The 21,989-nt window shown below is 42.2% G+C and carries 19 protein-coding genes; 14 read left to right on the top strand and 5 right to left on the bottom strand.

Going from position 1 to position 21,989, the window contains the following annotated elements; translation table 11 throughout:
• Positions 1-8: 8 nt before the first annotated feature.
• The 6 genes from IEZ33_RS00285 to IEZ33_RS00260 all read left to right on the top strand — a co-directional run bounded on the left by IEZ33_RS00285 (position 9) and on the right by IEZ33_RS00260 (position 7,336).
• Entirely contained in the window at positions 9-3,029 is a 3,021-nt protein-coding gene (locus IEZ33_RS00285) for a sarcosine oxidase subunit alpha (RefSeq protein WP_191601767.1), read from the top strand.
• A complete protein-coding gene (locus IEZ33_RS00280; RefSeq protein WP_191601766.1) occupies positions 3,022-3,696 on the top strand; it encodes a sarcosine oxidase subunit gamma in 675 nt (224 codons plus the stop codon). Before IEZ33_RS00285 ends, IEZ33_RS00280 begins: the two co-directional genes overlap by 8 nt.
• Before the next feature lie 109 nt (positions 3,697-3,805).
• Positions 3,806-4,672, top strand: a complete 867-nt coding sequence (gene purU / locus IEZ33_RS00275; protein ID WP_191601765.1) for a formyltetrahydrofolate deformylase — start codon at positions 3,806-3,808, stop codon at positions 4,670-4,672.
• 433 nt (positions 4,673-5,105) lie between these two features.
• Positions 5,106-5,723 carry a peptide-methionine (S)-S-oxide reductase MsrA gene (gene msrA / locus IEZ33_RS00270; RefSeq protein ID WP_191601764.1) on the top strand — a complete coding sequence of 206 codons (618 nt, stop codon included), beginning with the start codon at positions 5,106-5,108 and terminating at the stop codon, positions 5,721-5,723.
• Between the two features lie 343 nt (positions 5,724-6,066).
• Entirely contained in the window at positions 6,067-6,591 is a 525-nt protein-coding gene (locus IEZ33_RS00265) for a peroxiredoxin (RefSeq protein ID WP_191601763.1), read from the top strand.
• Positions 6,592-6,724: 133 nt separating this feature from the next.
• Positions 6,725-7,336: an alpha-ketoglutarate-dependent dioxygenase AlkB family protein gene (locus IEZ33_RS00260; RefSeq protein WP_191601762.1), complete on the top strand. Its 612-nt coding sequence runs from the start codon at positions 6,725-6,727 to the stop codon at positions 7,334-7,336.
• 20 nt (positions 7,337-7,356) lie between these two features.
• Here IEZ33_RS00260 and IEZ33_RS00255 read toward each other — a convergent pair whose 3' ends face one another.
• Complete coding sequence (locus tag IEZ33_RS00255; RefSeq protein WP_191601761.1) at positions 7,357-7,953, bottom strand: hypothetical protein; 597 nt, start codon at positions 7,951-7,953, stop codon at positions 7,357-7,359.
• 251 nt (positions 7,954-8,204) lie between these two features.
• On the opposite strand from IEZ33_RS00255, the gene IEZ33_RS00250 reads away from it, so the two are divergent.
• A complete protein-coding gene (locus IEZ33_RS00250; RefSeq protein WP_191601760.1) occupies positions 8,205-9,281 on the top strand; it encodes a GGDEF domain-containing protein in 1,077 nt (358 codons plus the stop codon).
• A 152-nt stretch (positions 9,282-9,433) separates the two neighbouring features.
• On the opposite strand, the gene IEZ33_RS00245 is transcribed toward IEZ33_RS00250, so the two are convergent.
• Positions 9,434-10,981 carry an alanine/glycine:cation symporter family protein gene (locus IEZ33_RS00245; protein ID WP_191601759.1) on the bottom strand — a complete coding sequence of 516 codons (1,548 nt, stop codon included), beginning with the start codon at positions 10,979-10,981 and terminating at the stop codon, positions 9,434-9,436.
• A gap of 9 nt (positions 10,982-10,990) precedes the next feature.
• Positions 10,991-11,431, bottom strand: coding sequence for a universal stress protein (locus IEZ33_RS00240; protein WP_191601758.1), 441 nt, complete (start codon positions 11,429-11,431; stop codon positions 10,991-10,993).
• A 743-nt stretch (positions 11,432-12,174) separates the two neighbouring features.
• Here IEZ33_RS00240 and IEZ33_RS00235 point away from each other — a divergent pair.
• The 7 genes from IEZ33_RS00235 to IEZ33_RS00205 all read left to right on the top strand — a co-directional run bounded on the left by IEZ33_RS00235 (position 12,175) and on the right by IEZ33_RS00205 (position 20,074).
• Complete coding sequence (locus tag IEZ33_RS00235) at positions 12,175-12,801, top strand: SGNH/GDSL hydrolase family protein (protein WP_191601757.1); 627 nt, start codon at positions 12,175-12,177, stop codon at positions 12,799-12,801.
• Positions 12,802-13,203: 402 nt separating this feature from the next.
• The gene (locus tag IEZ33_RS00230) at positions 13,204-14,073 is read left to right on the top strand and encodes an NAD(P)-dependent oxidoreductase (protein WP_191601756.1); all 870 of its coding nucleotides are present in this window, start codon (positions 13,204-13,206) and stop codon (positions 14,071-14,073) included.
• A gap of 423 nt (positions 14,074-14,496) precedes the next feature.
• Positions 14,497-16,095, top strand: coding sequence for an ABC transporter substrate-binding protein (locus tag IEZ33_RS00225; RefSeq protein ID WP_191601755.1), 1,599 nt, complete (start codon positions 14,497-14,499; stop codon positions 16,093-16,095).
• Between the two features lie 65 nt (positions 16,096-16,160).
• Positions 16,161-17,171 (top strand): ABC transporter permease subunit, encoded by a 1,011-nt coding sequence (locus IEZ33_RS00220; protein WP_191601754.1) that lies wholly within the window; start codon positions 16,161-16,163, stop codon positions 17,169-17,171.
• Between the two features lie 9 nt (positions 17,172-17,180).
• Entirely contained in the window at positions 17,181-18,092 is a 912-nt protein-coding gene (gene dppC, locus IEZ33_RS00215) for a dipeptide ABC transporter permease DppC (protein ID WP_191601753.1), read from the top strand.
• Positions 18,093-18,101: 9 nt separating this feature from the next.
• Positions 18,102-19,070: a dipeptide ABC transporter ATP-binding protein gene (dppD, locus tag IEZ33_RS00210; protein ID WP_191601752.1), complete on the top strand. Its 969-nt coding sequence runs from the start codon at positions 18,102-18,104 to the stop codon at positions 19,068-19,070.
• Positions 19,067-20,074, top strand: a complete 1,008-nt coding sequence (locus tag IEZ33_RS00205; protein WP_191601751.1) for a peptide ABC transporter ATP-binding protein — start codon at positions 19,067-19,069, stop codon at positions 20,072-20,074. Before dppD ends, IEZ33_RS00205 begins: the two co-directional genes overlap by 4 nt.
• 97 nt (positions 20,075-20,171) lie before the next feature.
• Here the strand turns inward: IEZ33_RS00205 and IEZ33_RS00200 are convergent, their stop codons facing one another.
• A complete protein-coding gene (locus IEZ33_RS00200) occupies positions 20,172-21,233 on the bottom strand; it encodes a class I SAM-dependent methyltransferase (RefSeq protein ID WP_191601750.1) in 1,062 nt (353 codons plus the stop codon).
• Positions 21,223-21,870 carry a gamma-glutamylcyclotransferase family protein gene (locus IEZ33_RS00195; RefSeq protein WP_240009588.1) on the bottom strand — a complete coding sequence of 216 codons (648 nt, stop codon included), beginning with the start codon at positions 21,868-21,870 and terminating at the stop codon, positions 21,223-21,225. The genes IEZ33_RS00200 and IEZ33_RS00195 overlap by 11 nt, the downstream gene beginning before the upstream one ends.
• Positions 21,871-21,989 lie beyond the last annotated feature (119 nt).

Genomic DNA, 21,989 nt, shown 5'->3' with positions numbered 1-21,989 from the left:
GCGGAATCATGACACAGAAAAACCGCCTTCAAAACGGAGGCCGCATCGACCGCTCTCAGCCACTGACTTTTTCTTACAACGGCAAAGAGTACCAAGGCTTCCAAGGGGACACTTTGGCTTCGGCCATGTTAGCAAACGGCATCGATCTGGTTGGCCGCAGTTTTAAATACAGTCGACCAAGAGGCATTGTCGCTGCGGGCGCAGAAGAGCCTAATGCCGTGCTGCAGCTTGGTGCAACGGAAGCCACTCAAGTTCCTAATGTGCGCGCAACACAACAAGAGCTCTTTAATGGACTGGTATCCGCTTCTACCAATGGTTGGCCAAGTGTTGAAACAGACATCATGGGCATGGTTGGTAAGCTTGGAGGAAACTTGATGCCTCCCGGTTTCTATTACAAAACGTTTATGTTCCCGCAATCTTTATGGGAAAACTATGAAACGGTGATTCGCAAAGCCGCAGGACTTGGGCGCTCTCCTAAGCAAAATGACCCAGATATTTATGACAACATTAATCAGCATTGTGACGTACTAATTGTTGGGGCTGGCCCAGCGGGCCTTGCTGCCGCATTAACAGCCGCTAGAAGCGGATCTCGTGTGATTCTAGCCGATGAGAACAATGAGTTTGGTGGTTGCTTATTAAGTACAAAAGAAACGTTGGATAACCACCCCGCTTCGCAATGGGTAAAGTCTGTCGTTGAAGAACTCAGCACGCTGAAAAATGTCATGCTATTACCTCGTTCTACCGTTAATGGTTATCACGATCATAACTTTGTTACGATTCATCAGCGTTGCACGGATCATTTAGCCGATATTGCACCCGCACTCCAGGTACGTCAGCGCATGCACAAAGTACGCGCTAAATGGGTGATACTTGCGACAGGTGCCCACGATAGACCGCTTGTGTTTGCCAACAACGACGTTCCAGGCTGCATGGTTGCCAGTGCTGTTTCGACCTATATTAATCGTTATGGTGTCGTCCCTGGTAATGAGTTAGTACTCATGACAACAAATGACTATGGTTACCAAGCCGCTCTAGATTGGCACGATGCAGGTCGCCGAGTGGCCGCTATCGTTGATACTCGTACCGCAGCAAATGGCGATAGAGCTCACGCAGCTCGTGAAAAAGGCATTCATATTATTCTTGGTTCGGCGGTCATTGAAGTCCATGGCGGTAAACGTGTGAGTGGTGTTTCTATCGCTCCAATTAGTCAAGACGGCAATAAGGTTACAGGTTCAGCTAAGGAATTAAGCGCCGATACCGTTGCGTCATCTGGTGGCTGGAGCCCTGTTATCCATTTGTCTTGCCACACGGGGAGCCGACCCATCTGGAGCGATGACGTTGTCGGTTTCTTACCGGGTAAAACACAGCAAAAGCAGCTCACAGCAGGTGGAATTAATGGCCAATACGATTTAGCGAGTGCGTTAAATGAAGGCCGTACGGCTGGACAACAAGCCGTACGTGAGTTGGGTTTAGACGCCGTTGACTTAGTTTTACCGGCCACAAACACACTTCAGCAAGATGCTCCAATGTCTTTGTTCCATATCCCTCACATCAAACCGACTTCACAAGCGCCAAAACAGTTTGTTGATTATCAAAACGATGTGACCGCCGCCGGTATCGAACTGGCCTGTCGCGAAGGCTTTGAATCAATTGAACACGTAAAACGCTATACCGCCATGGGTTTTGGCACGGATCAAGGCAAGCTAGGCAATATTAATGGTATGGCCGTAGCCGCCAAAATCTTAAAGAAAACCATTCCTGAGACGGGTACCACGATTTTCCGACCTAACTACACGCCCATTACCTTTGGCGCGATTGCAGGTCGTCACTGTGGCGAGTTATTTGATCCTAAGCGCTACTCAGCCATGCACCAATGGCACCTTGAGCGTGGTGCAAAATTTGAAGATGTTGGTCAATGGAAACGTCCGTGGTATTTCCCTCGCGGAGCTGAATCCATGCAAGACTCGTTAAACAGAGAATGTTTAGCGGTGCGCAACAGTGTGGGGATTTTGGATGCATCAACCTTGGGAAAAATTGATATCCAAGGAAAAGACGCACGTGAATTTTTAGGGCGAGTCTACACAAATGCATGGGCTAAACTCGCCGTTGGAAAATGCCGTTACGGCTTAATGTGCGGTGAAGATGGCATGGTCTTCGATGACGGTGTTACGGCCTGCCTTGGAGATCAACACTTCTTAATGACCACCACAACGGGTGGCGCTGCAAGAGTACTAGAATGGCTTGAGTTGTATCATCAAACCGAATGGTCTGAATTGGAGGTCTACTTCAATACCGTTACAGATCATTGGTCAACGTTAACCATCTCAGGGCCAAATAGCCGCAAGCTGTTATCCGAACTGGTCGAAAACGATGATATTAGCAATGAAAACTTCCCTTACATGGACTGGAAGCAAATTACCGTAGCTGGCGTTCCTGCTCGAGTATTTCGAATTTCCTTTACTGGCGAACTTTCATTCGAAATTAACGTACAAGCGAATTATGGCATGCACGTGTGGGAAAAACTCTTCGCAGCCGGTGAAAAATACAATTTAACACCTTACGGTACGGAGACCATGCACGTTCTACGAGCTGAAAAAGGATTCATTATTGCAGGCCAAGATACTGACGGCTCAGTACACCCTCATGATTTAGGTATGAGTTGGTGTGTGGCGGCTAAAAAACCCTTTAGCTTTATTGGTAAACGAGGTATGGCACGTCAGGATTGTCTTCGTGAAGACCGTAAACAACTCGTGGGGTTGAAAACAAAGGACCCTCAACAAGTAATACCCGAAGGTGCTCAAGGGGTGTTTGATCCGAAAGCCTCCATTCCTATGCCAATGGTCGGCCATGTTACCTCAAGCTATTGGAGTGAAAACTTAGGTCATAGTATTGCCATGGGGTTTGTAAAAGGCGGCCTCAGCAAGATGGGAGAAAGTGTGTTTTACCCGCTTGCTAATGGCTCTGTCATTGAAGCCGAAATCTGCAGCCCAATCTTCTTAGATCCAAAAGGGGAGCGTCAAAATGTCTGATAATACGAGCACTACATTGCAAGAGCCTGAGGCACCAATAAAAGCGGCGGTAATGGATCAGTTGCCCTCGTCTGAAATACAAGGACAGTCGCCTCTGTATCATGCCGATTTAGCGTCTTTAGCAAAGCAGGGACCGAAAAAAGGGGGCGTACATTTGCGAGAGCATAAACTGTTATGTCATTTAACCTTACGCTGTAATGCAAATGATGAAAAACAAAAAGCGGCGGTTGAAAACGTATTAGGTGTCGCTTTACCTTTATCACCATTAACGTCAGTGGAAAAGGGGGCGTATTCTATTCGCTGGCTCTCACCAGATGAATGGTTAATCCTTATCCCAGGGTTAGAAGCCTTTGATATAGAAACAAAATTTAGAGCTGAAATGCCTGGCCATTACTCCTTAGTGAACAGCAGCGGAGGATCAACGGTGTTAGAACTGTCTGGCGAAAACGTGATCGATGTGTTGAAAAAATCGGTTTCTGTGGATTTACACAGTCGCGTCTTCCCTGTCGGAAAGGTTGTCTCTACAACGTTTGCCAAAAGCACGGCGATTATTCGACGTAAAGGAGAACACTCCTTTGAGCTGATTATACGACGCAGCTTTGCCGACTATATTTGGCTCTGGTTACAAGATGCCAGCCGAGAATTTGGTCTAGTCATCGAAGCGTAAGACCTTTCAATTAATGCGGCTTACTTTTTAGGAGTGGGCCGCATTCCGTTCAAGACTGTCATTCTGTTACTGAAATGAATGAAGGTCGCATACTGTTAGGAGTACTATAATGGTTCATATTAAAAAACCTTGGATATTTACCGCTAGCTGCCCAAGTAAATTAGGTACAGTGGATGTTGTTACCCGTTTTATGGCTGAAGCGGGTAATTATGTGGATGAGATTCACTCTTTTGATGACCATGTCGCCAAACGCTTTTTTATTCGTATAGAGTTTCAACCCCAAGGCGAATCCTTTAGTGCGGAGCAGTTCGACCTGGAGTTTTCCCCTCGAGCGACAGAGTTTGAGATGGAATGGGCGCTGACTAAGCCGGAGCATAAACCTCGAGTTGCTATTTTAGTGTCGAAATACGACCACTGCTTAAATGACTTACTTTACCGACACCGTACAGGTCAGTTAAACATTGAAGTACCCGTCATTATATCAAATCACCCAGATCTAAAAGCGTTGGCTGAATGGCATGACATTCCCTATTACCATTTACCTATTACGGCAGAAACTAAGCCGCAACAGGAAAAGCAAATTATTGAGCTATTAGAGAAATACGATGCGGAACTCGTCGTACTTGCCCGCTATATGCAGGTGCTATCTCCTTGGATGTGTGATCAATTGAATGGGAAAGCCATCAATATTCATCATTCACTGCTGCCAGGATTTAAAGGCGCACGTCCGTACCATCAAGCATGGGAAAAAGGGGTCAAAATGGTAGGCGCCACGGCTCATTACGTTAATAATGATCTAGATGAAGGGCCGATCATTACTCAAGGTATTCAAACCGTTGACCATGCCTTCTACCCTGAAGACTTAATTTCCAAAGGGCAAGATGTAGAAAGGATCACGCTGTTTAACGCCATTCGCTATCATATTGAGAAGCGTGTGTTTTTAAATGGTAGCCGTACGGTTGTGTTCAGCAGTTAATGACAGAAACAGAATAAAGCCGGTGAAATAAGTAAGCCGTTCCGTTAGCAAACTTGACCGCTAGCGTAATGGCTTGTTCTCCGTTACGGCACCTATCATGCTCCGCTCAACACCTATTTTACGACTAAAACCTGATTCATTAAGTAGTGACGACCGATTATTGAGCGTTGCCTCACGTAAAGCGCGGCTTCGACAGGGCAACGGCTACCCAATCAGTACTGATCATGGGTTTTAATAGTAACGAGTAGGGCCAATAATACGACTTTTAACCACAGTAGATTATTCCGACCTGTTTATTAAATGGAACTATTGCGCCTGAACAATGTCTTTATTTGGGTATGTGATCATATTTTATGAGACACCCCCTATATTTATCAAAGAAGCGTCTTGCTTATTAAACCGTATTCTTTACGATTAGTTCAGGTGAAATATTATGAAAATACACAGAGTGTTTGGCGGCATGATAGGTGCCGCGCTTCTAACTCATTCGTTCGCAGTAAAGGCCACAACTCAAACCATGATAGTCGCAGGTGGATGCTTTTGGTGTGTCGAGTCAGATTTTGAGAAAGTTGATGGCGTTTTAGACGTGGTTTCTGGCTACACAGGAGGCCATACAGAAAACCCAACTTACCGAGAAGTATCGGCAAAAAAAACAGGTCATTACGAGGCGGTAAAGATCACCTTTGATGATACGAAAGTTACCTTAAAGTCTTTGTCAGATTATTTCTGGAAAACCATCGACCCAACAGATGACAAAGGCCAGTTCTGCGATAAGGGCAGCCCGTATCTTACCGCTATGTTTTATCAAAGTGATGAACAAAAAGCCATATACGAAACATCGCTAGCAGAGATAAAACAATCAAAGCCCTTTAATGAGAAAATTGTTACGCCGATTCTGGCCGCCAGCCCTTTTTATCTCGCTGAGACCTACCATCAGGATTACTATAAGAAAAACCCAATTCGTTACCGATATTACCGTGCCAGTTGCGGCCGAGATAGTAAAATTGAAGCGTTATGGGGAGAGGTTGGGGAGACACAGTCAAAGAAATAGAGCCGACTCAATCTGGTAAACTGTTCGCTACCCCCATGAAAATGAGTGATGGTCTCCGAGCCGCAAAAGCGGAAGCCATTACGTGCCATTTAGAATGGCAAAGTGAAAGAAATACCTAATATTTATCTAGACCGAATTACGGCCATTAACGGATAAATACCCCACCAAGAAATGAATAAACGGCCTAAAGAAGTATTCCGTTCTTCAGAAGTAGAGTAATGTTAAAATGAATACGCTAATCTGTTTTGAACGATTGAAAAAACGCATCGTCATACCAAGTTATAGTAAATAGATATTAATAAATTCTATTATTCATCCGTAGACCAAAAGGAAAAAACCTATCATGCCTAATACAGTACCTAATGTTGTTTTTAAAACACGAGTCCGTAATGATGACTTGGGCGGTCCAAATCCATTTGAATGGAAAGACGTGTCAAGTGAAGACCTTTTTAAAGATAAAAATGTCGTTGTATTTTCTCTACCCGGCGCGTTTACTCCTACTTGCTCAACCTCACATTTACCTCGCTTTGAAGCGCTTTATAACGAATTTACCGCACAGGGAATCGATGCAGTCATTTGTATCTCTGTGAATGATGCCTTTGTTATGTATCAGTGGGGAAAAAGTCAAAATGCAAACAATGTCTTCTTGTTACCAGACGGTAATGGCGACTTTACTCGTCAAATGGGTATGCTAGTGAAGAAAGACAATCTTGGTTTTGGTATGCGCAGCTGGCGTTATGCTATGCACGTAGAAAATGGCAATATTGTAAAAATGTTCTCAGAAGCAGGCTATCAAGACGATGCTCCGGCAGACCCATTTGAAGTATCCGATGCCGATACTATGCTAAACTATCTGAAAGCACGTTAACGAATTAATGACAGAATCCAGTCATTAACCTAAAAGACAGACGACAATTGTACCTTGTTTTCTGTCTTTTTTATTTTCTATATCTATGGGATTATTGAGATAATACCCAACTCGCCCTAATCATTGAACTGTCATGAATTTATTTAGAGACTTTATTGAAAACCCTGAAAACCTTTTGGATGGCGAAAACATCGTGAAATATTACGGGGCTTTCCTATCAATAGAGGAAGCAAATACTCATTTTGAGCGCTTGTTACATACTGTAAATTGGCAGCATGACCAAGCCATTATTATGGGTAAGCACATTACCACCAAACGTAAGATAGCGTTATATGCTGACCACGCATTTCGCTATACTTATTCAAACGTTACCAAACAAGCATCACCTTGGACAAAGGATTTACTTGATATTAAAGGCGTTGTGGAAAACACATTAGGGGAGACATTTAATACTTGTCTTTTAAATTTATATCATGATGGTAATGAAGGGATGGCTTGGCACAGTGACTCTGAAAAAGAGTTAAAGAAACATGGATCAATTGCTTCTGTAAGCCTTGGCGCCGAAAGAATCTTTTCTTTTAAAAACAAGCTCACCAACGATACGGTTTCCGTGCTTTTAGAGCATGGAAGTTTGCTGGTTATGGCTGGAACGACTCAAGATTATTGGCAGCACAGGCTACCGCCAACCCAAAAAATTAACCAGCCAAGAGTGAATCTAACGTTTAGAAATATAGTGAGTGTCTAAGCTAAGACGGCTCATACTGCTTAAGGACGAAACGTCATCAATAGTATGTCTTTTATTTTAACATCGGCATTGACATCCGCTAAAGCAAAGTCCGGTTTCTGCACATCTTGTAAAAAAGGACGCAAAACACGTAATTTTTTAATCGCCTTAGGGTCATCCGACAATAAAGTAGCCACATAAGAAAATGCATCGTAATAGCTAAACGCTTGCTCGCTCAAGACATTCAGATATTCGTCCACACATTCATCTCCAAACACCTGTCGCAACGCGACAACAGAGGCATAGATTGCGGCACCTTCACAGAGAACCGTTGTTTTACGTTCTTTTGTGTGGCCTTCATAACCTAATGGAAACAACCCATGACACAACTCATGCATAATGTCGGCTAACAATAAAACGTCATTACTAAGACTTTTCTGCGGTATGTGAATGGTATAGGCAAAAGGCCTGGTGGCATGATTAAACGCAGTAGAAGGTGTTTGGGTGTCATCACGAAGTTCAAAACCAACAAACTCGGCTTCATTTACGGCTTCACCAAACAAGAACTCGACCGCAGGCAGCCAAGATGTGCGTATTTTTTCAAGTTTATTAATATCAATAGGTTGAGCTTCTAACATAATCTAGACCTATATTCTGCTGTTAAAACATTGGCTACTATAAAGACTACAGTAGAAATGTCTAGAAAAGTCATCAAAGAAAGGCGCTTTCAACGCGCGATTAAAAGTACACCCAAAATAAGTAGAAGCAGAAGTAATGAGTCTTCTTTTCTTTGGACAGTTTTTAAGCGATCCATGCAAAATCAAACTACTTCAAAATGTAAAATACCTGTACAATAATGTAATTTTTTGTTTATAGGTATTGATTCACAATGGATCAGAAACGAACTGGACATTATTTACTGCGTGCGTCAGGCGTTAAGCTTGAGCTATTCAGAAAGTTGATCTTATTCTCTATCGCTTGCTTTACATTAATTTGGTTAGTCAATTCTGTAACCGGTTCTATTGTATTATTTGATCAATACAGTTATCCATTATGTATCACATTTTTGAGCATTATTTATTTTTTAAGCCTAACGAAGAAACTCAGCCATCAAACTTTATTAATGCTCGCTTATAGTGTCATTGCTAGCTTCTTAATCTGTTCAAGCATCTGGCATTATGCGTTTAACGACGCGCTTTTTTTGAACTCTTCACAATGGTTAGGACTAAATTATGTAATGGCCTACCTGTTCTTAGATGTAAAAAAAGCCACTCCAACAACCCTCATTATTTTTAGCATCACGATAGTTGGTCATTTCATTGCGCTTATCATAGACAACACACTAAACGATTCCTTAGCGGTTGTGATTAACATGGGGATCGCTCATTTTATCTACATAACCCTATTGTGGATGGTCATTAAACTTCGTAAGAATAATGATCAAGCTCAAAGACAGGCCATCAAACTAGAGAATTATGCCTATATTGATTTATTAACACGTATATTAAACCGTAGAGGGATCGATAAAGTCATTAAAGAACTAAAACTGAATTCAGATGGAAACCAGCAGGATTACGCTATTTTAGTCGTCGATATAGACCATTTTAAACAAGTTAATGACCAATACGGACATCTAGAAGGTGATAAAATATTGGTGAGCATTGCCTCTTACTTAAGCCGAAAAGTACACCCTAATGATATCTTAGGAAGATGGGGAGGAGAGGAATTTATTATAATTACGCTTAACAGTAAGAGAGAGAAGGTCTTAGAGCTGGCAGAATATTTAAAAAATACGATTAGCCAATTGGACACAAGTCCTGTTCACGGTATTACCGCAAGTATCGGTATTGGCTACTCTCATGAAGGCGCCAACACAACCGAAGTATTTAGTATTGCAGATCAGCATCTATATACGGCAAAGAAAATTGGTAGAAACAGAATAATAGATTCAAAAATAACCGATTAAATAAGTGGCCATCGCTCTATCCATCCCCATTTAGTCTGCTTTTATTAAGAGCCATGAGTTCCTTTAAGGTAACCTTTAATACCATTTTCCATGATTCAAAAAAAAGGCGCCTACTAAATAGACGCCTTTTTAGAGTTTAAATAACGTTTACCTTATTTAAATTTCTTAATTTCACCACTCTTCAAGCGAGAGAAATAAGAGATATATTCTTTCTTAACAATTGGCATTAAGAAGTATAGACCAATGATATTAACAACAGCCATTGCGAAAATCATCGCATCAGAGAAGTCAATAACTGGGCCTAAACTTGCCGACGCGCCAATGATAACAAACAAGCAGAATAAGACTTTAAAAGACATCTCTGCGGCTTTGCCTTCACCGAACAAATACGTCCACGCTTTTAAACCATAGTAAGACCAACTTAACATTGTTGAGAAAGCAAACAATACAACCGCTAAAACGAGAATGTATGGGAACCATGTGAATGCCGAACCAAATGCAGCGGATGTTAACGCAACACCAGAAGTACCGCCTTGAGTCGCAATCGCTGTACCGGCTTCATTCAATACATAAAGACCTGTTGAAGGATCCGAGATTAATTGGCCTGTAATGATGATCACAAGTGCCGTCATAGTACAAATAACAACCGTGTCGATGAATGGCTCAAGTAAAGACACCAAACCTTCTGTGATAGGCTCATTGGTTTTTACCGCCGAGTGAGCAATGGCCGCTGAACCAACACCCGCTTCGTTTGAGAAAGCCGCACGTTTAAAGCCTTGAATCAAAGCCCCAACCATACCACCAGCAACACCAAGCCCTGTAAATGCGCCTTCAAAGATTTGGCCAAAAGCCCAACCGATTTGATCGAAGTTCATTAACAGAATGATTAAGCCTGCACCAACATAAAGAACGCCCATAAAAGGAACGACTTTCTCTGTTACTCGAGCAATAGATTTGATGCCACCCACAATAACCAAGAACACAATCACGGCAAAAATAACACCGGTAATCCAACCTGGGTAATCACCGATCACACTGCTTAATTGAGCGTGTGCTTGGTTTGCTTGGAACATGTTACCGCCACCAAACGCACCAAAGATACAAAACACAGCGAACAGAGCCGCAAGGAATTTACCGCCAGGTAAGCCACGTTCTTCAAAGCCTTTAGAAATGTAGTACATCGGTCCACCCGATACACTGCCATCTTTATATTCATTACGGTACTTCACACCTAACGTACACTCAACAAACTTAGAGGCCATCCCCATCAAACCCGCAAGGATCATCCAGAAAGTCGCACCCGGCCCACCAATACCAATGGCGACAGCAACACCTGCTATGTTACCCAAACCAACCGTACCAGATAAAGCGGTTGTTAACGCTTGAAAGTGACTGACTTCACCGGCGTCTTTAGGGTCCGAGTAATCGCCCTTAACCAATTCAATTGAATGACGAATTGCACGGAATTGAACGAAACCAAAGTACAGCGTAAAAACACTTGCGCCCACGACCAACCAAAGAACGATCCATGGAAAAGACGTACCAGGTAACGGAGCGAAAATTAAATTAACAAACCAACCTGTTGAAGAGGCAAATACGGCGTTTACCGCAGCATCAATACCTTCTGCCTTCGCTATTGTTGCTTGAAATAGGCCCATAAAGAGCACAATCATTGAATACATTGCGTTTTTTAATCTCATAATTACTCCTTAGCCTACAACTGTAACAGGTACAGTTGAGCTCATTACCAAATTCGCCGTAACACTACCAAATACACGAGAAGTGAAACCGGCCGCAGAAGAACGAGCGACGACGATTTGCTCTGCATTTGTTTCTACCGCAACAGAGTTCAGTAGATGCGCTACTTTACCGTGCAGTACACGACCTTCAGCAGAAAAACCTTCAGAGATAAGCGAAGAAACCGCAGGTTCTACAATGCGCTCATTCGCAACCGATATGGCTTTTTCACGTTGTTTATTTCTTTGAGCATTCTCTTCAGGAGTTTGAAAAGAATAAGGAGACCATTCGATGACGTAGACTACTTCGATTTTACAATCCGAACCAATCAAAGTGGCTAGACGTTTAGTGTAAGACAAAGCACGAGCACCTGCTTCACTACCGTCGATACCAACAATCAGAGTTGTTGACATAGATAAACCCTCTTTTATATTTATTAATTATTATAATGGAGCACAATCTTACGAATTACTGACAATCAAAACGTCATTTAGACTACCACTTTGTAATAGAACGTAATGAGTTCAGTAAACTTATGTAAAATTATTTTTTCTTTCAAACCAAAAATCTGATTTGATACCCAACCCCAGTTATAAATACCTTGTTTACTGCCATCAGTCAAAATTTTTAGCTAAAAAACAGATAAATAGAAGAACTTTATGGAATAAACGTCTCTTACATTAGAGAGACAAAATATACTAAACCTTAATCAAAAAAAAACACGAAATGAACGCTTCTCTCAAAATAGCGCATCAAAAGTCACAAAATGTAGTGAGTCCTTCAATTTTTAGCGTGACCATTATTTGCACTTTATTTATCTACATTCGTCTGCCTAATAGTTGACTGTATACACACTAAAGCAACACATTTTAAAAGCAAATATCGAGCCAGAAATCACAAACAGCGATTTAACAGTCCTTAAGACAAATCATGAAACGCGTTTTAGATAGATACCGCTGAAACCTAAATGGCTCTAAATTTGTTTACAACAGTCCTATAAATGACTTAGCTATGAATCGCCTGCGCCTGCCAAAAAGTCAGCCAATGAGCTATCTCAATCATTAATTAAGCCGCCGTCTTTATTCATGAAAAAAGTCAATGCATGCTGTATTAATGACTATACTTACTGAGTATTCTGAACAAAAAGGGGACTATCATGGCGACAATACTCTGTTATGGCGATTCGTTAACTTGGGGAGCCGCTCCGCAAGGTGGTCGATTTAATCACAACCAACGCTGGCCAGAACTATTGAACGACCATTTAGGCTCAACTCACACAGTCATCAATTTTGGACTTCCAGGAAGAACAACCGTTTGGGAGGATCCATTTAGAGAAGGTAGAAATGGCTCGTTATCGATTCAAACGACATTGGAAATTTTTGGTCCCATTGACGTCATCATTCTTATGCTTGGCACAAATGATTTAAAGCACTATTTCAATGTAGGCGCTTATGAAGCGTCAAAGGGGATAGAGCAAATTATTCATAAAATACAGGCGCCAAGCCCACATAATTTTCCAACACCTAAGATTTTTTTAGTCGCGCCACCAAATATTTTATCCCCAAAAGGGGATTTGGCTGACATGTATCAAGGCGCCGTGGAAAAATCGCAAGAATTACACCAGTACTATCAAAGAGTTGCTAGCTTACATGAGTGTGTGTTTTTTAACTCAGCCAGTATTATTCAGCCAAGTGAATTAGATGGCATACATTTAGATTTATTAGCAAATAAGCAGTTATCTCTCGCTTTATTACCTATTCTAGACCAGCTAATAAAATGCTAATGGTTTGTTTTATATAGATATATAATATTAATTATTAAGTTGAGAACGTAACAAGCGAACCCTTTAATATGAAGCCATGCTCAACCTCAGCTACGTTAAAGAGACATTCAATCTAAATCAAATGACACCAAAGGTATGAGTCGACAAAAAAGCAAACGAAGATGATTGATTTTTAAACAATTAACAAAAAAAACAGTTAACCACACCCTAAATAAGCCTTTTCTAAATTAAGTGCACATTTTTATCCACAGGTGATTTGTGGTATTACACCTATATATATCCACTGTACGCTCACAATTTTCTAAGTCTGTCACTAACCATTCGAAATCACTCACGCTATTCTGTTACCTTTGATTAACAAGACAAAACCATCATTAATAATAGATAAATGGAGAGATAAATATGAGTCAGCAAGTTGCCTTTATCGGTTTAGGAACAATGGGATTCCCCATGGCGGGTCACTTAAGCCAGGCAGGTCATTCCGTTACCGTATTTAATCGAACAAGATTAAAAGCAGAAAGTTGGTCACAATCCTATACGGGGCAGTGGGAAACAACACCGGCACTGGCAGCTGAAAATAAAGAAATCGTATTCACTTGCGTCGGGAATGACAACGATCTCAGGGAAGTCTATCTTGGCGAAGAGGGTGTATTTTCAAAGGCGGCGCCAGGTACTATTTTTGTCGATCATACAACGGCTTCTGCCGAAGTGGCCCAAGAATTGTCACGAATCGCTCGGGACAAAGGCGGCTATTTTTTAGATGCCCCAGTATCAGGAGGACAAGCAGGGGCAGAAAATGGCGTACTGACTGTGATGGTTGGAGGCGATGCATCTGTATTAGCAAAGGTTCAAAAGGTAATGGACTGTTATGCTAAATCCGTTGTGCTCCAAGGGCCTGTAGGACACGGCCAAATCGCTAAAATGGTAAACCAAATTCTCATCGCAGGGGTATTATCAGGTCTATCAGAAGGCATTCTTTTTGCTCAAAAAGCAGGATTAGACATCGCCACGCTTGTGGAAACGCTTAAATACGGTGCAGCGGGCTCTTGGCAATTGGAAAATCGAGGAGAAACAATGGCAAAAGAGCAATTCGACTTTGGTTTTGCCATTGAATGGATGCATAAAGATTTGGGGCTTTGTTTGGATCAAGCCCAAAAGATGTCATTAAGCCTCCCTTTAACTCGTGATGTGGATGAAAAATACCAGCGTTTAATCACAGAAGGCTATGGACGAAATGACACGTCAGTATTAATCAAGTCTCTAAATTCATGACTTATATTTAAGATAATTCGATTGCAAAAAGGGCGTTTTCAACAAAAACACGAAAAGGCCTATATGAAGGTATATACTTAACTCATTGATTAACATAATTTTTTATAAAAATTTCAGCTACACCATACAATATACGTATAAGGTATATCGTTATTTCGATTGGTCATTTTGTGCACCTTAGTTACTCTTCAAGGACGCTGTTTCATCCACTGTCAAAAAATAAGTGCGAATGAAATGGATATAGGGGGGCTCACGGATGAGTGAAGTGGCTCTACTCTGTCAGTCGAAGGATGGAGTAGAGTCATTAATGGCATGACGCTCTCTTACATCTCCCTTCCTAGGTTTATAAAAATTACAAAAAATATTTTTTGACTTTGAATAATTTCAATTAATTACAACACATAAGAGAACCGGAGAAATACAATGATAAAAGGGCTAGCCGCTTTACCTATGGCCATTATGGCTGCAACAGCGATTTCAACGTCTGCACATGCTGCATCTACTTTTGTATATTGTTCTGAAGGTAGCCCAGAAGGGTTTAACCCAGCGTTTTACACTTCTGGTACAACCTTTGATGCCTCTTCTAAAAACATGTTTAACCGTCTTTTAGAATTTAAATTAGGTACTACTCAGACAGAGCCAGGCTTAGCGGAAAGTTATGAAGTAACCCCTGATGGCCTTGAATACACCTTTAAACTACGTCAAGGTGTGAAATTCCACACGACAAAAACCTTCACGCCAACACGCGATTTCAACGCTGATGACGTCATTTTCACTTTTGCACGTCAGTGGGATACGAGTCATCCCTACCACAAAGTATCTGGAGGTTCTTACGAGTACTTCACAGGTATGGGCATGGACTCATTAATAAAAGACATTGTAAAAGTAGATGATTACACGGTTAAGTTTGTTCTAAACCAACCAGAAGCCCCTTTCATTGCTAACTTAGCAATGGATTTCGCATCTATCTTCTCAGCCGAACAAGCTGATATGCTAATGAAAAAAGGCACGCCAGAACAAATCGATATTAACCCAGCGGCAACAGGTCCGTTCCAGAAGGTTCAGTATCAAAAAGACTCTTTAATTCGTTACACGGCATTTGAAGATTACTGGAAAGGCAAACCCGCCATTGATCGTCTGGTTTTCTCTATTACACCTGACGCATCCGTTCGTTACGCTAAATTAAAAGCCGGCGAATGTCATATGATGCCTTACCCAAACCCTGCTGACTTAGAACAAATGAAAGCAGATGAAGAGATTAACCTAATGAGCCAAGAAGGCTTGAACGTAGGTTACCTTGCTTTCAATACGCAAAAGCCTCCATTTGATGATGTTCGAGTGCGTCAAGCGTTAAGCTTAGCGACCAATAAAGATGCGATTATAAATTCTGTCTTTCAAGGTGCTGGTAAAGTAGCGAAAAACCCTATTCCACCGACAATGTGGTCATACAACAACAAAGTGGTTGATTACACCTACGATCCAGTTAAAGCAAAGCAACTCTTAAAAGAAGCAGGCTATGAAAACGGCTTCTCAACCAATATTTGGGCTATGCCAGTACAACGTCCTTACAACCCAAATGCTCGACGCATGGCAGAAGTAATGCAAGAAGATTGGGCGAAAGTCGGCGTGAAAGCCGAAATCGTTTCTTACGAGTGGGGTGAATACCTAAACCGCTCTAAAAAAGGCGAACATGAAACGGTTCTACTAGGCTGGACTGGTGATAATGGTGATCCGGATAACTTCCTATATGTATTACTTGGTTGTGACGCTGTAGGTGGATCAAACCGTGCCCAATGGTGTGATACTGAATTCAATGATTTGCTAGTAAAAGCAAAACGAGATTCAAATGTAGTCAACCGTACTAAGTACTATGAAGAAGCACAAATGGTCTTCAAACGTGAAGCGCCTTGGATCACAGTCGCTCACTCTGTTGTATACGAACCAGTTCGTAAAGAAGTGAAAAATTTCATCATTGATCCTCTTGGTGGTCACTACTTCTCTGGTGTTAGTTTAACCAAATAGTTTCCCGCCCAAAAAATGCTAGAGCAGGTTTTCTGCTCTAGCATTTGTGTTTCAAGAGATATTTTATGTTCCAGTTTATTTTACGTCGTTTAAGTTTAGTGATTCCCACTTTTCTTGGCATCACCTTACTTACTTTTACCCTTATTCATATGATTCCTGGCGACCCTATTGAGGTTATGGCTGGGGAGAGAGGTGTGTCGGCAGAACGTCACGCCATGCTGAGCGCAGAGCTGGGCTTTGATCAACCTCTATACATTCAATACTTTCGTTATGTTGGCGGCGTCTTACAAGGCGATTTAGGTAATTCACTCGTTACCAGAACCCCCGTATTAGATGAATTCTTAGCTTTATTCCCAGCAACCGTCGAATTGTCAGTTTGTGCTGCGCTTTTTGCCATCCTGATTGGGTTACCTGCGGGCATTATCGCCGCGGTAAAACGAGGAACCATTTTTGATCATTCTGTCATGACCGTTTCTCTTACAGGATACTCTATGCCCATTTTTTGGTGGGCTTTGCTGTTAATGCTTATTTTTTCCGTCACACTAGGTTGGACTCCCGTATCTGGACGTATTGACGTCGTCTATTGGATAGATAATACAACGGGCTTCATGCTAATAGACGCTTGGCTTTCTGATGAAGACGGGGCGTTTACCTCTGCGGTTTCACATTTGATTTTACCCAGTATCGTACTTGGAACGATACCAATGGCCGTGATTGCTCGTATGACTCGCTCGTCGATGCTCGAAGTATTAAGTGAAGACTATATTCGTACCGCTCGTTCCAAAGGGATCGCCCCTTGGAGAGTGATCGTAATTCATGCTCTAAGAAACGCCTTGATACCCGTCATTACCGTCATTGGCCTGCAGGTCGGTATTTTACTTTCTGGTGCCATTCTGACAGAAACTGTTTTTGCTTGGCCTGGAATAGGAAAATGGCTCATTGAATCTATTGGGCGTCGAGATTATCCCGTTGTACAGGGTGGGATATTAATTGTCGCAACCATCATCATTGTTGTGAACCTGCTAGTAGACATTACCTACGGCATTATTAACCCTCGTATTCGCCACAGTCATTAAGGAACCATTATGAGCACAGAACAAATGACAGTGTCATCCGATTCTTTAGTTGCACCGGTACCAAGAACGCCATTACAAGAGTTTTGGTTTTATTTTAAAAGCAATAAAGGTGCTGTTGCTGGCCTTGTTTTTATTGTATTTATCTGTTTTTTAGCCGTATTTGCCGATCTAGTTGCCCCACACTCTCCGTCTATTCAAGCACGCGATGCTCTTTTACTTCCTCCAGCGTGGTTAGAAGGCGGTAATTGGAGCTATTTCCTTGGTACAGACGATGTGGGACGAGATATTTTATCTCGCTTAATACACGGCGCTCGTTTGTCCATTGCAGTCGGTATTATTTCAGTCACTTTTTCCCTTTTTCTAGGGATCTTACTGGGCTTAACAGCAGGTTACTGTAAAGGCATTGTTGATACCGCGATTATGCGTATTGTGGACATTATGTTGGCCATGCCAAGCTTACTTTTGGCCATTGCGATTGTCGCCATCCTTGGACCCAGTATTATTAATGCCGCGCTCGCCATTTCAATCGTGTCATTGCCACACTATGTAAGGTTAACTCGTGCCGCCACCTTAGCCGAAATGTCACGAGATTACGTCACTTCGTCACGTGTCATTGGAGCAAGTCCACTACGATTGATGTTTATCTGTATTTTACCTAACTGTTTAGCGCCTTTAATTGTTCAGGCGACACTGGGGTTTTCGAGTGCCATCCTAGATATGGCCGCACTGGGCTTCCTTGGTTTAGGTGCTCAACCACCGACACCAGAATGGGGCAGTATGTTAGCGGATGCTTTGCAATTCGTTCAGCGTGCATGGTGGGTTGTTACGTTTCCAGGCTTAATGATACTGATCACTGTATTAGCCTTTAATCTCATGGGTGATGGTTTGCGTGATGCCCTTGATCCTAAGCTGAAACAGTAGGAGAGTACTATGTCATTATTACAACTCAAAAATTTATCGGTTACTTTTGGCCAGTTTAAAGCCGTTGACAATATCAGTTACAAAGTTGAAGAAGGCGAAGTGCTAGGCATAGTAGGAGAGTCTGGTTCAGGTAAAAGCGTGAGTTCGCTGTCTATCATGGGGTTAATTGATTTCCCAGGTAAAGTGGAGGCTGACAACTTATCCTTTAACGGACAAGACCTATTAACCATGCCTGAGGCGCAACGTAGAAAGCTGACTGGATCTGAAATTGCGATGATTTTCCAAGATCCAATGACAAGCTTAAACCCTTGCTTTACCGTAGGTTATCAGATTATCGAAGCCTTAAAAACGCATCAGGGAGGCCGAAAAAAAGAGCTCAATGCACGCGCCGTTGAATTGTTGAATCAAGTGGGTATTCCCGCTCCCGAAACACGCTTATCCGCTTATCCTCATCAACTTTCGGGCGGTATGAGCCAACGTGTGATGATCGCTATGGCAATCGCCTGTAACCCCAAACTGTTAATTGCTGACGAACCAACTACGGCTTTGGACGTCACCATTCAAGCACAGATTATTGACTTACTTATCGACCTACAACGTCAGAAGCAAATGGGCTTAGTCTTAATCACTCACGATCTCGCTCTCGTCGCCGAGGTGGCTCACCGAGTCATCGTCATGTACGCAGGTCAAATAGTTGAATCAGGACCGGCTGCAGAGGTATTTTCTTCTCCGAAGCACCCATATACCCAAGCGTTACTAAAATCTTTACCCGAATCTTCTGCTGGGAAAAGTCGTCTAGATGCCTTATCAGGTGTGGTCCCAGGAGTATATGACCGACCAGCGGGCTGTTTGCTCAGCCCCCGTTGCCCTTATGTAACCGACCAATGCCGCACTCTGGAACCCACGACACAAGGCTCATTAGATAGACAGGTTAAATGCCACACACCACTTGATATTGAAGGGAGGCCTGCCGCATGAGCAACACAAATGAAAATCTCATATTAAAGGGTACAGATTTAAAGCAGCACTATGTTGTCAATCAAGGTTTCTTTAAAGAGGATGCATTAGTAAAAGCCGTCGACGGTATTAGCTTCGAGCTTGAACGAGGTAAAACGTTAGCCGTAGTCGGTGAATCCGGCTGTGGTAAGTCCACTTTAGGGCGAATGCTGACTATGATAGAGACGCCAACATCAGGCGAACTTAATTATAAAGGGCAAAATTTGCTGACGTTATCAAAATCAGAGCAGATGGCGCTTCGCCAACGCATACAAATTATCTTTCAAAACCCATATGGATCGCTCAACCCAAGAAAGAAAATTGGCGATATCCTAGAAGAGCCTTTAGTCATCAATACCAAATTGAACAAAGCTGAGCGTAAAGCAAAAGCGCTATTGATCATGTCAAAAGTCGGTCTAAAAACCGAACATTATGATCGCTATCCGCATATGTTTTCAGGAGGCCAAAGACAACGTATCGCCATCGCTCGCGGCTTAATGCTTGATCCCAACGTGATCGTGGCGGATGAACCCGTTTCCGCCTTAGATGTTTCTGTACAAGCTCAAGTACTAAACTTAATGATGGATCTACAGCAGGAATTTGGTTTGAGTTATGTGTTTATTTCTCACGATCTCTCTGTTGTCGAGCATATCGCGGATGAAGTTATGGTGATGTATCTGGGTAAGGTGGTTGAGCAAGGCCCTAAAGAACAGGTTTTTGCGAATCCAAAACACCCTTATACGTTGGCATTAATGTCCAGTACGCCACAGCTTGCTCCTGATAAACGCCGTAAACGGATTAAGCTAAAAGGTGAATTACCTTCCCCTCTTAATCCTCCCAGTGGCTGTGCATTCCATGGACGCTGTAGTTTTGCAAATAATCGCTGCAAAACAGAGGCACCGCTTTTGCGTAGAGAAGTAGAGCAACTTATCGCCTGTCACGCCGTTGAAGAAAAACGAATGGACTTGAGTGAGGCCATTGCATAGCCGGTAAAGAAAGACCAAAATAAAAAGGAGCGAATAACACGGCTCCTTTTTATTTTTCCATCATGATCCTCTTACAAAAAAGACGGATACCAACACGTTATTTCGGTTTTTTTTGTTTCCCATAATAAATCGCAAACCCTTGCGCTCTTTGTAAGCGCGTATGTGTACCCAGAGCCGCATCAATAAAGTCGGGGTATCTCAAGAAATCATTCGCCACAACAAACAGTTCGCCATTCAAGGTTAAATGTTGCTTTACTGACGTAAAAAAACCTTCGGCAACACTGTAGTCCGTTGACATGCCTGTATGGAATGGTGGATTGGTCACAATATAATTAAAACGACCTTTTACATCCTCTAAACCATTGGACGCCAAGGTTGTGACGTAATCACTCACGCCATTGGCAGAAAAGGTTAATTCCGTTGCCTTCAACGCAAGAGCACTGTCATCTAACGCGGTAATTTTAGCGCCAGTTTTATTATGTAGCCAAAGGGCAATAATGCCATCGCCGCAGCCAAAATCAAGAAAACGAGCCTGTTTGGCGTCACTCATAAAGCGGTGTTCAGACAGTTGCCCCAATAACAACGACGTCCCTTTATCCAATTTTTTATGACCAAATACACCCGGTATACTGCATAAGGTAAAAGTTTGATCGGCGACCGTTTGCGTCCATTGAGTAATCCATTTTTCAAATTTGAAGGCTGGAGACGCCTCTTCCTTAGAAGCGTTATACACTAAACAGTGTTTCGCACCATCTACTTTGCCCGCGTTTACCGCGTGTTTTTCTAATCGCTTATAAGAGGATTTCACACCGCTTTTATTGTCACCAACTAACCAAATTTTACCGCCTAGCTTTAAATGAGGCATGCTTGCATCAATTAAGTAATCTAATAATTCTTTGGCTTTTGGTTGGATCAAAATAATATGATCAAAGGTTTCTGCTGTAGATTGAGTCCAAGTCGCATTAAACTCAGCATGGTTTTCATTAAACCCGCCTCTAAGTAAACGATCAAATATGGATTTTGATTGGCACCAAGCATAAACCTCTGCCTGCTTACCGAGCTCAAGAGGGTACGTGTCGTCCGGATTTGCAAACAAGACTTTGCCTGAAAATGCGTCAGAAACACGATCTAGTAGTAAACTGGTAGGGTTAAAATTCATAAGTAATCGACAGCTCTTCTTGGGTTATATTAGCCACATTTTTAAATAAGGCGTTCAATTTTTTTGCATCAAGTTCAGGTTGAACTCGAGGATAACGAGGCTCTTTTCTATCGTTTAAAACAGCATGATCCCAGCCACAGGTAAACTGCAGAAAATCCTCAACAAAAGCGTCTCCATGTTCTAAACAACCCGCTAAAATAACATCGGCATAGCTTAAAGTAATAGGGCAAGCGGGATTAGGCGAGGTAATGTCGTGAGAGTGATAAATCCATACGGTTCCATTAGGTAGGCTTTCGTTCTCATAAGAAGACAACTGCTGAGAATCAATTTGAGCCCTTTGATAACCTTGCTCTCGTTTATCAAAGGCGGCTATTTCACTTTCATGGATCTCAATTAATACCCCATTGCAATAAGCGTCCTCTTTTGGAATCACCGCAACGGAACTCATACCAAAATCAGCCGACATAACAGACCAATGGCGTTCGAACCCCGAAATTTTTACCGACCAAACACGCCCAGTTTCACCCGTTTTAGCACGACTGCGACTGTTTATTAAACTTCCGTAACCTACTATAAAATGCCTATTTTGAGCACACACTCTGACACTATCCTCTTTATTTGAAGCTAATTGAGTCATGATACAGTAGAGCCGCCTAAAAACGTACAGAACCGCTATTTTATATTAGTTTGTGCTCTTTAAAAGAATGCTTAGACATCATAATAGACCCTAAAGCAATGCGTAACTTGCGATTTCAT

Source organism: Marinomonas algicola (genome assembly GCF_014805825.1).
Classification (GTDB): domain Bacteria; phylum Pseudomonadota; class Gammaproteobacteria; order Pseudomonadales; family Marinomonadaceae; genus Marinomonas; species Marinomonas algicola.
This window is presented reverse-complemented; position numbering and strand designations above follow the sequence as displayed.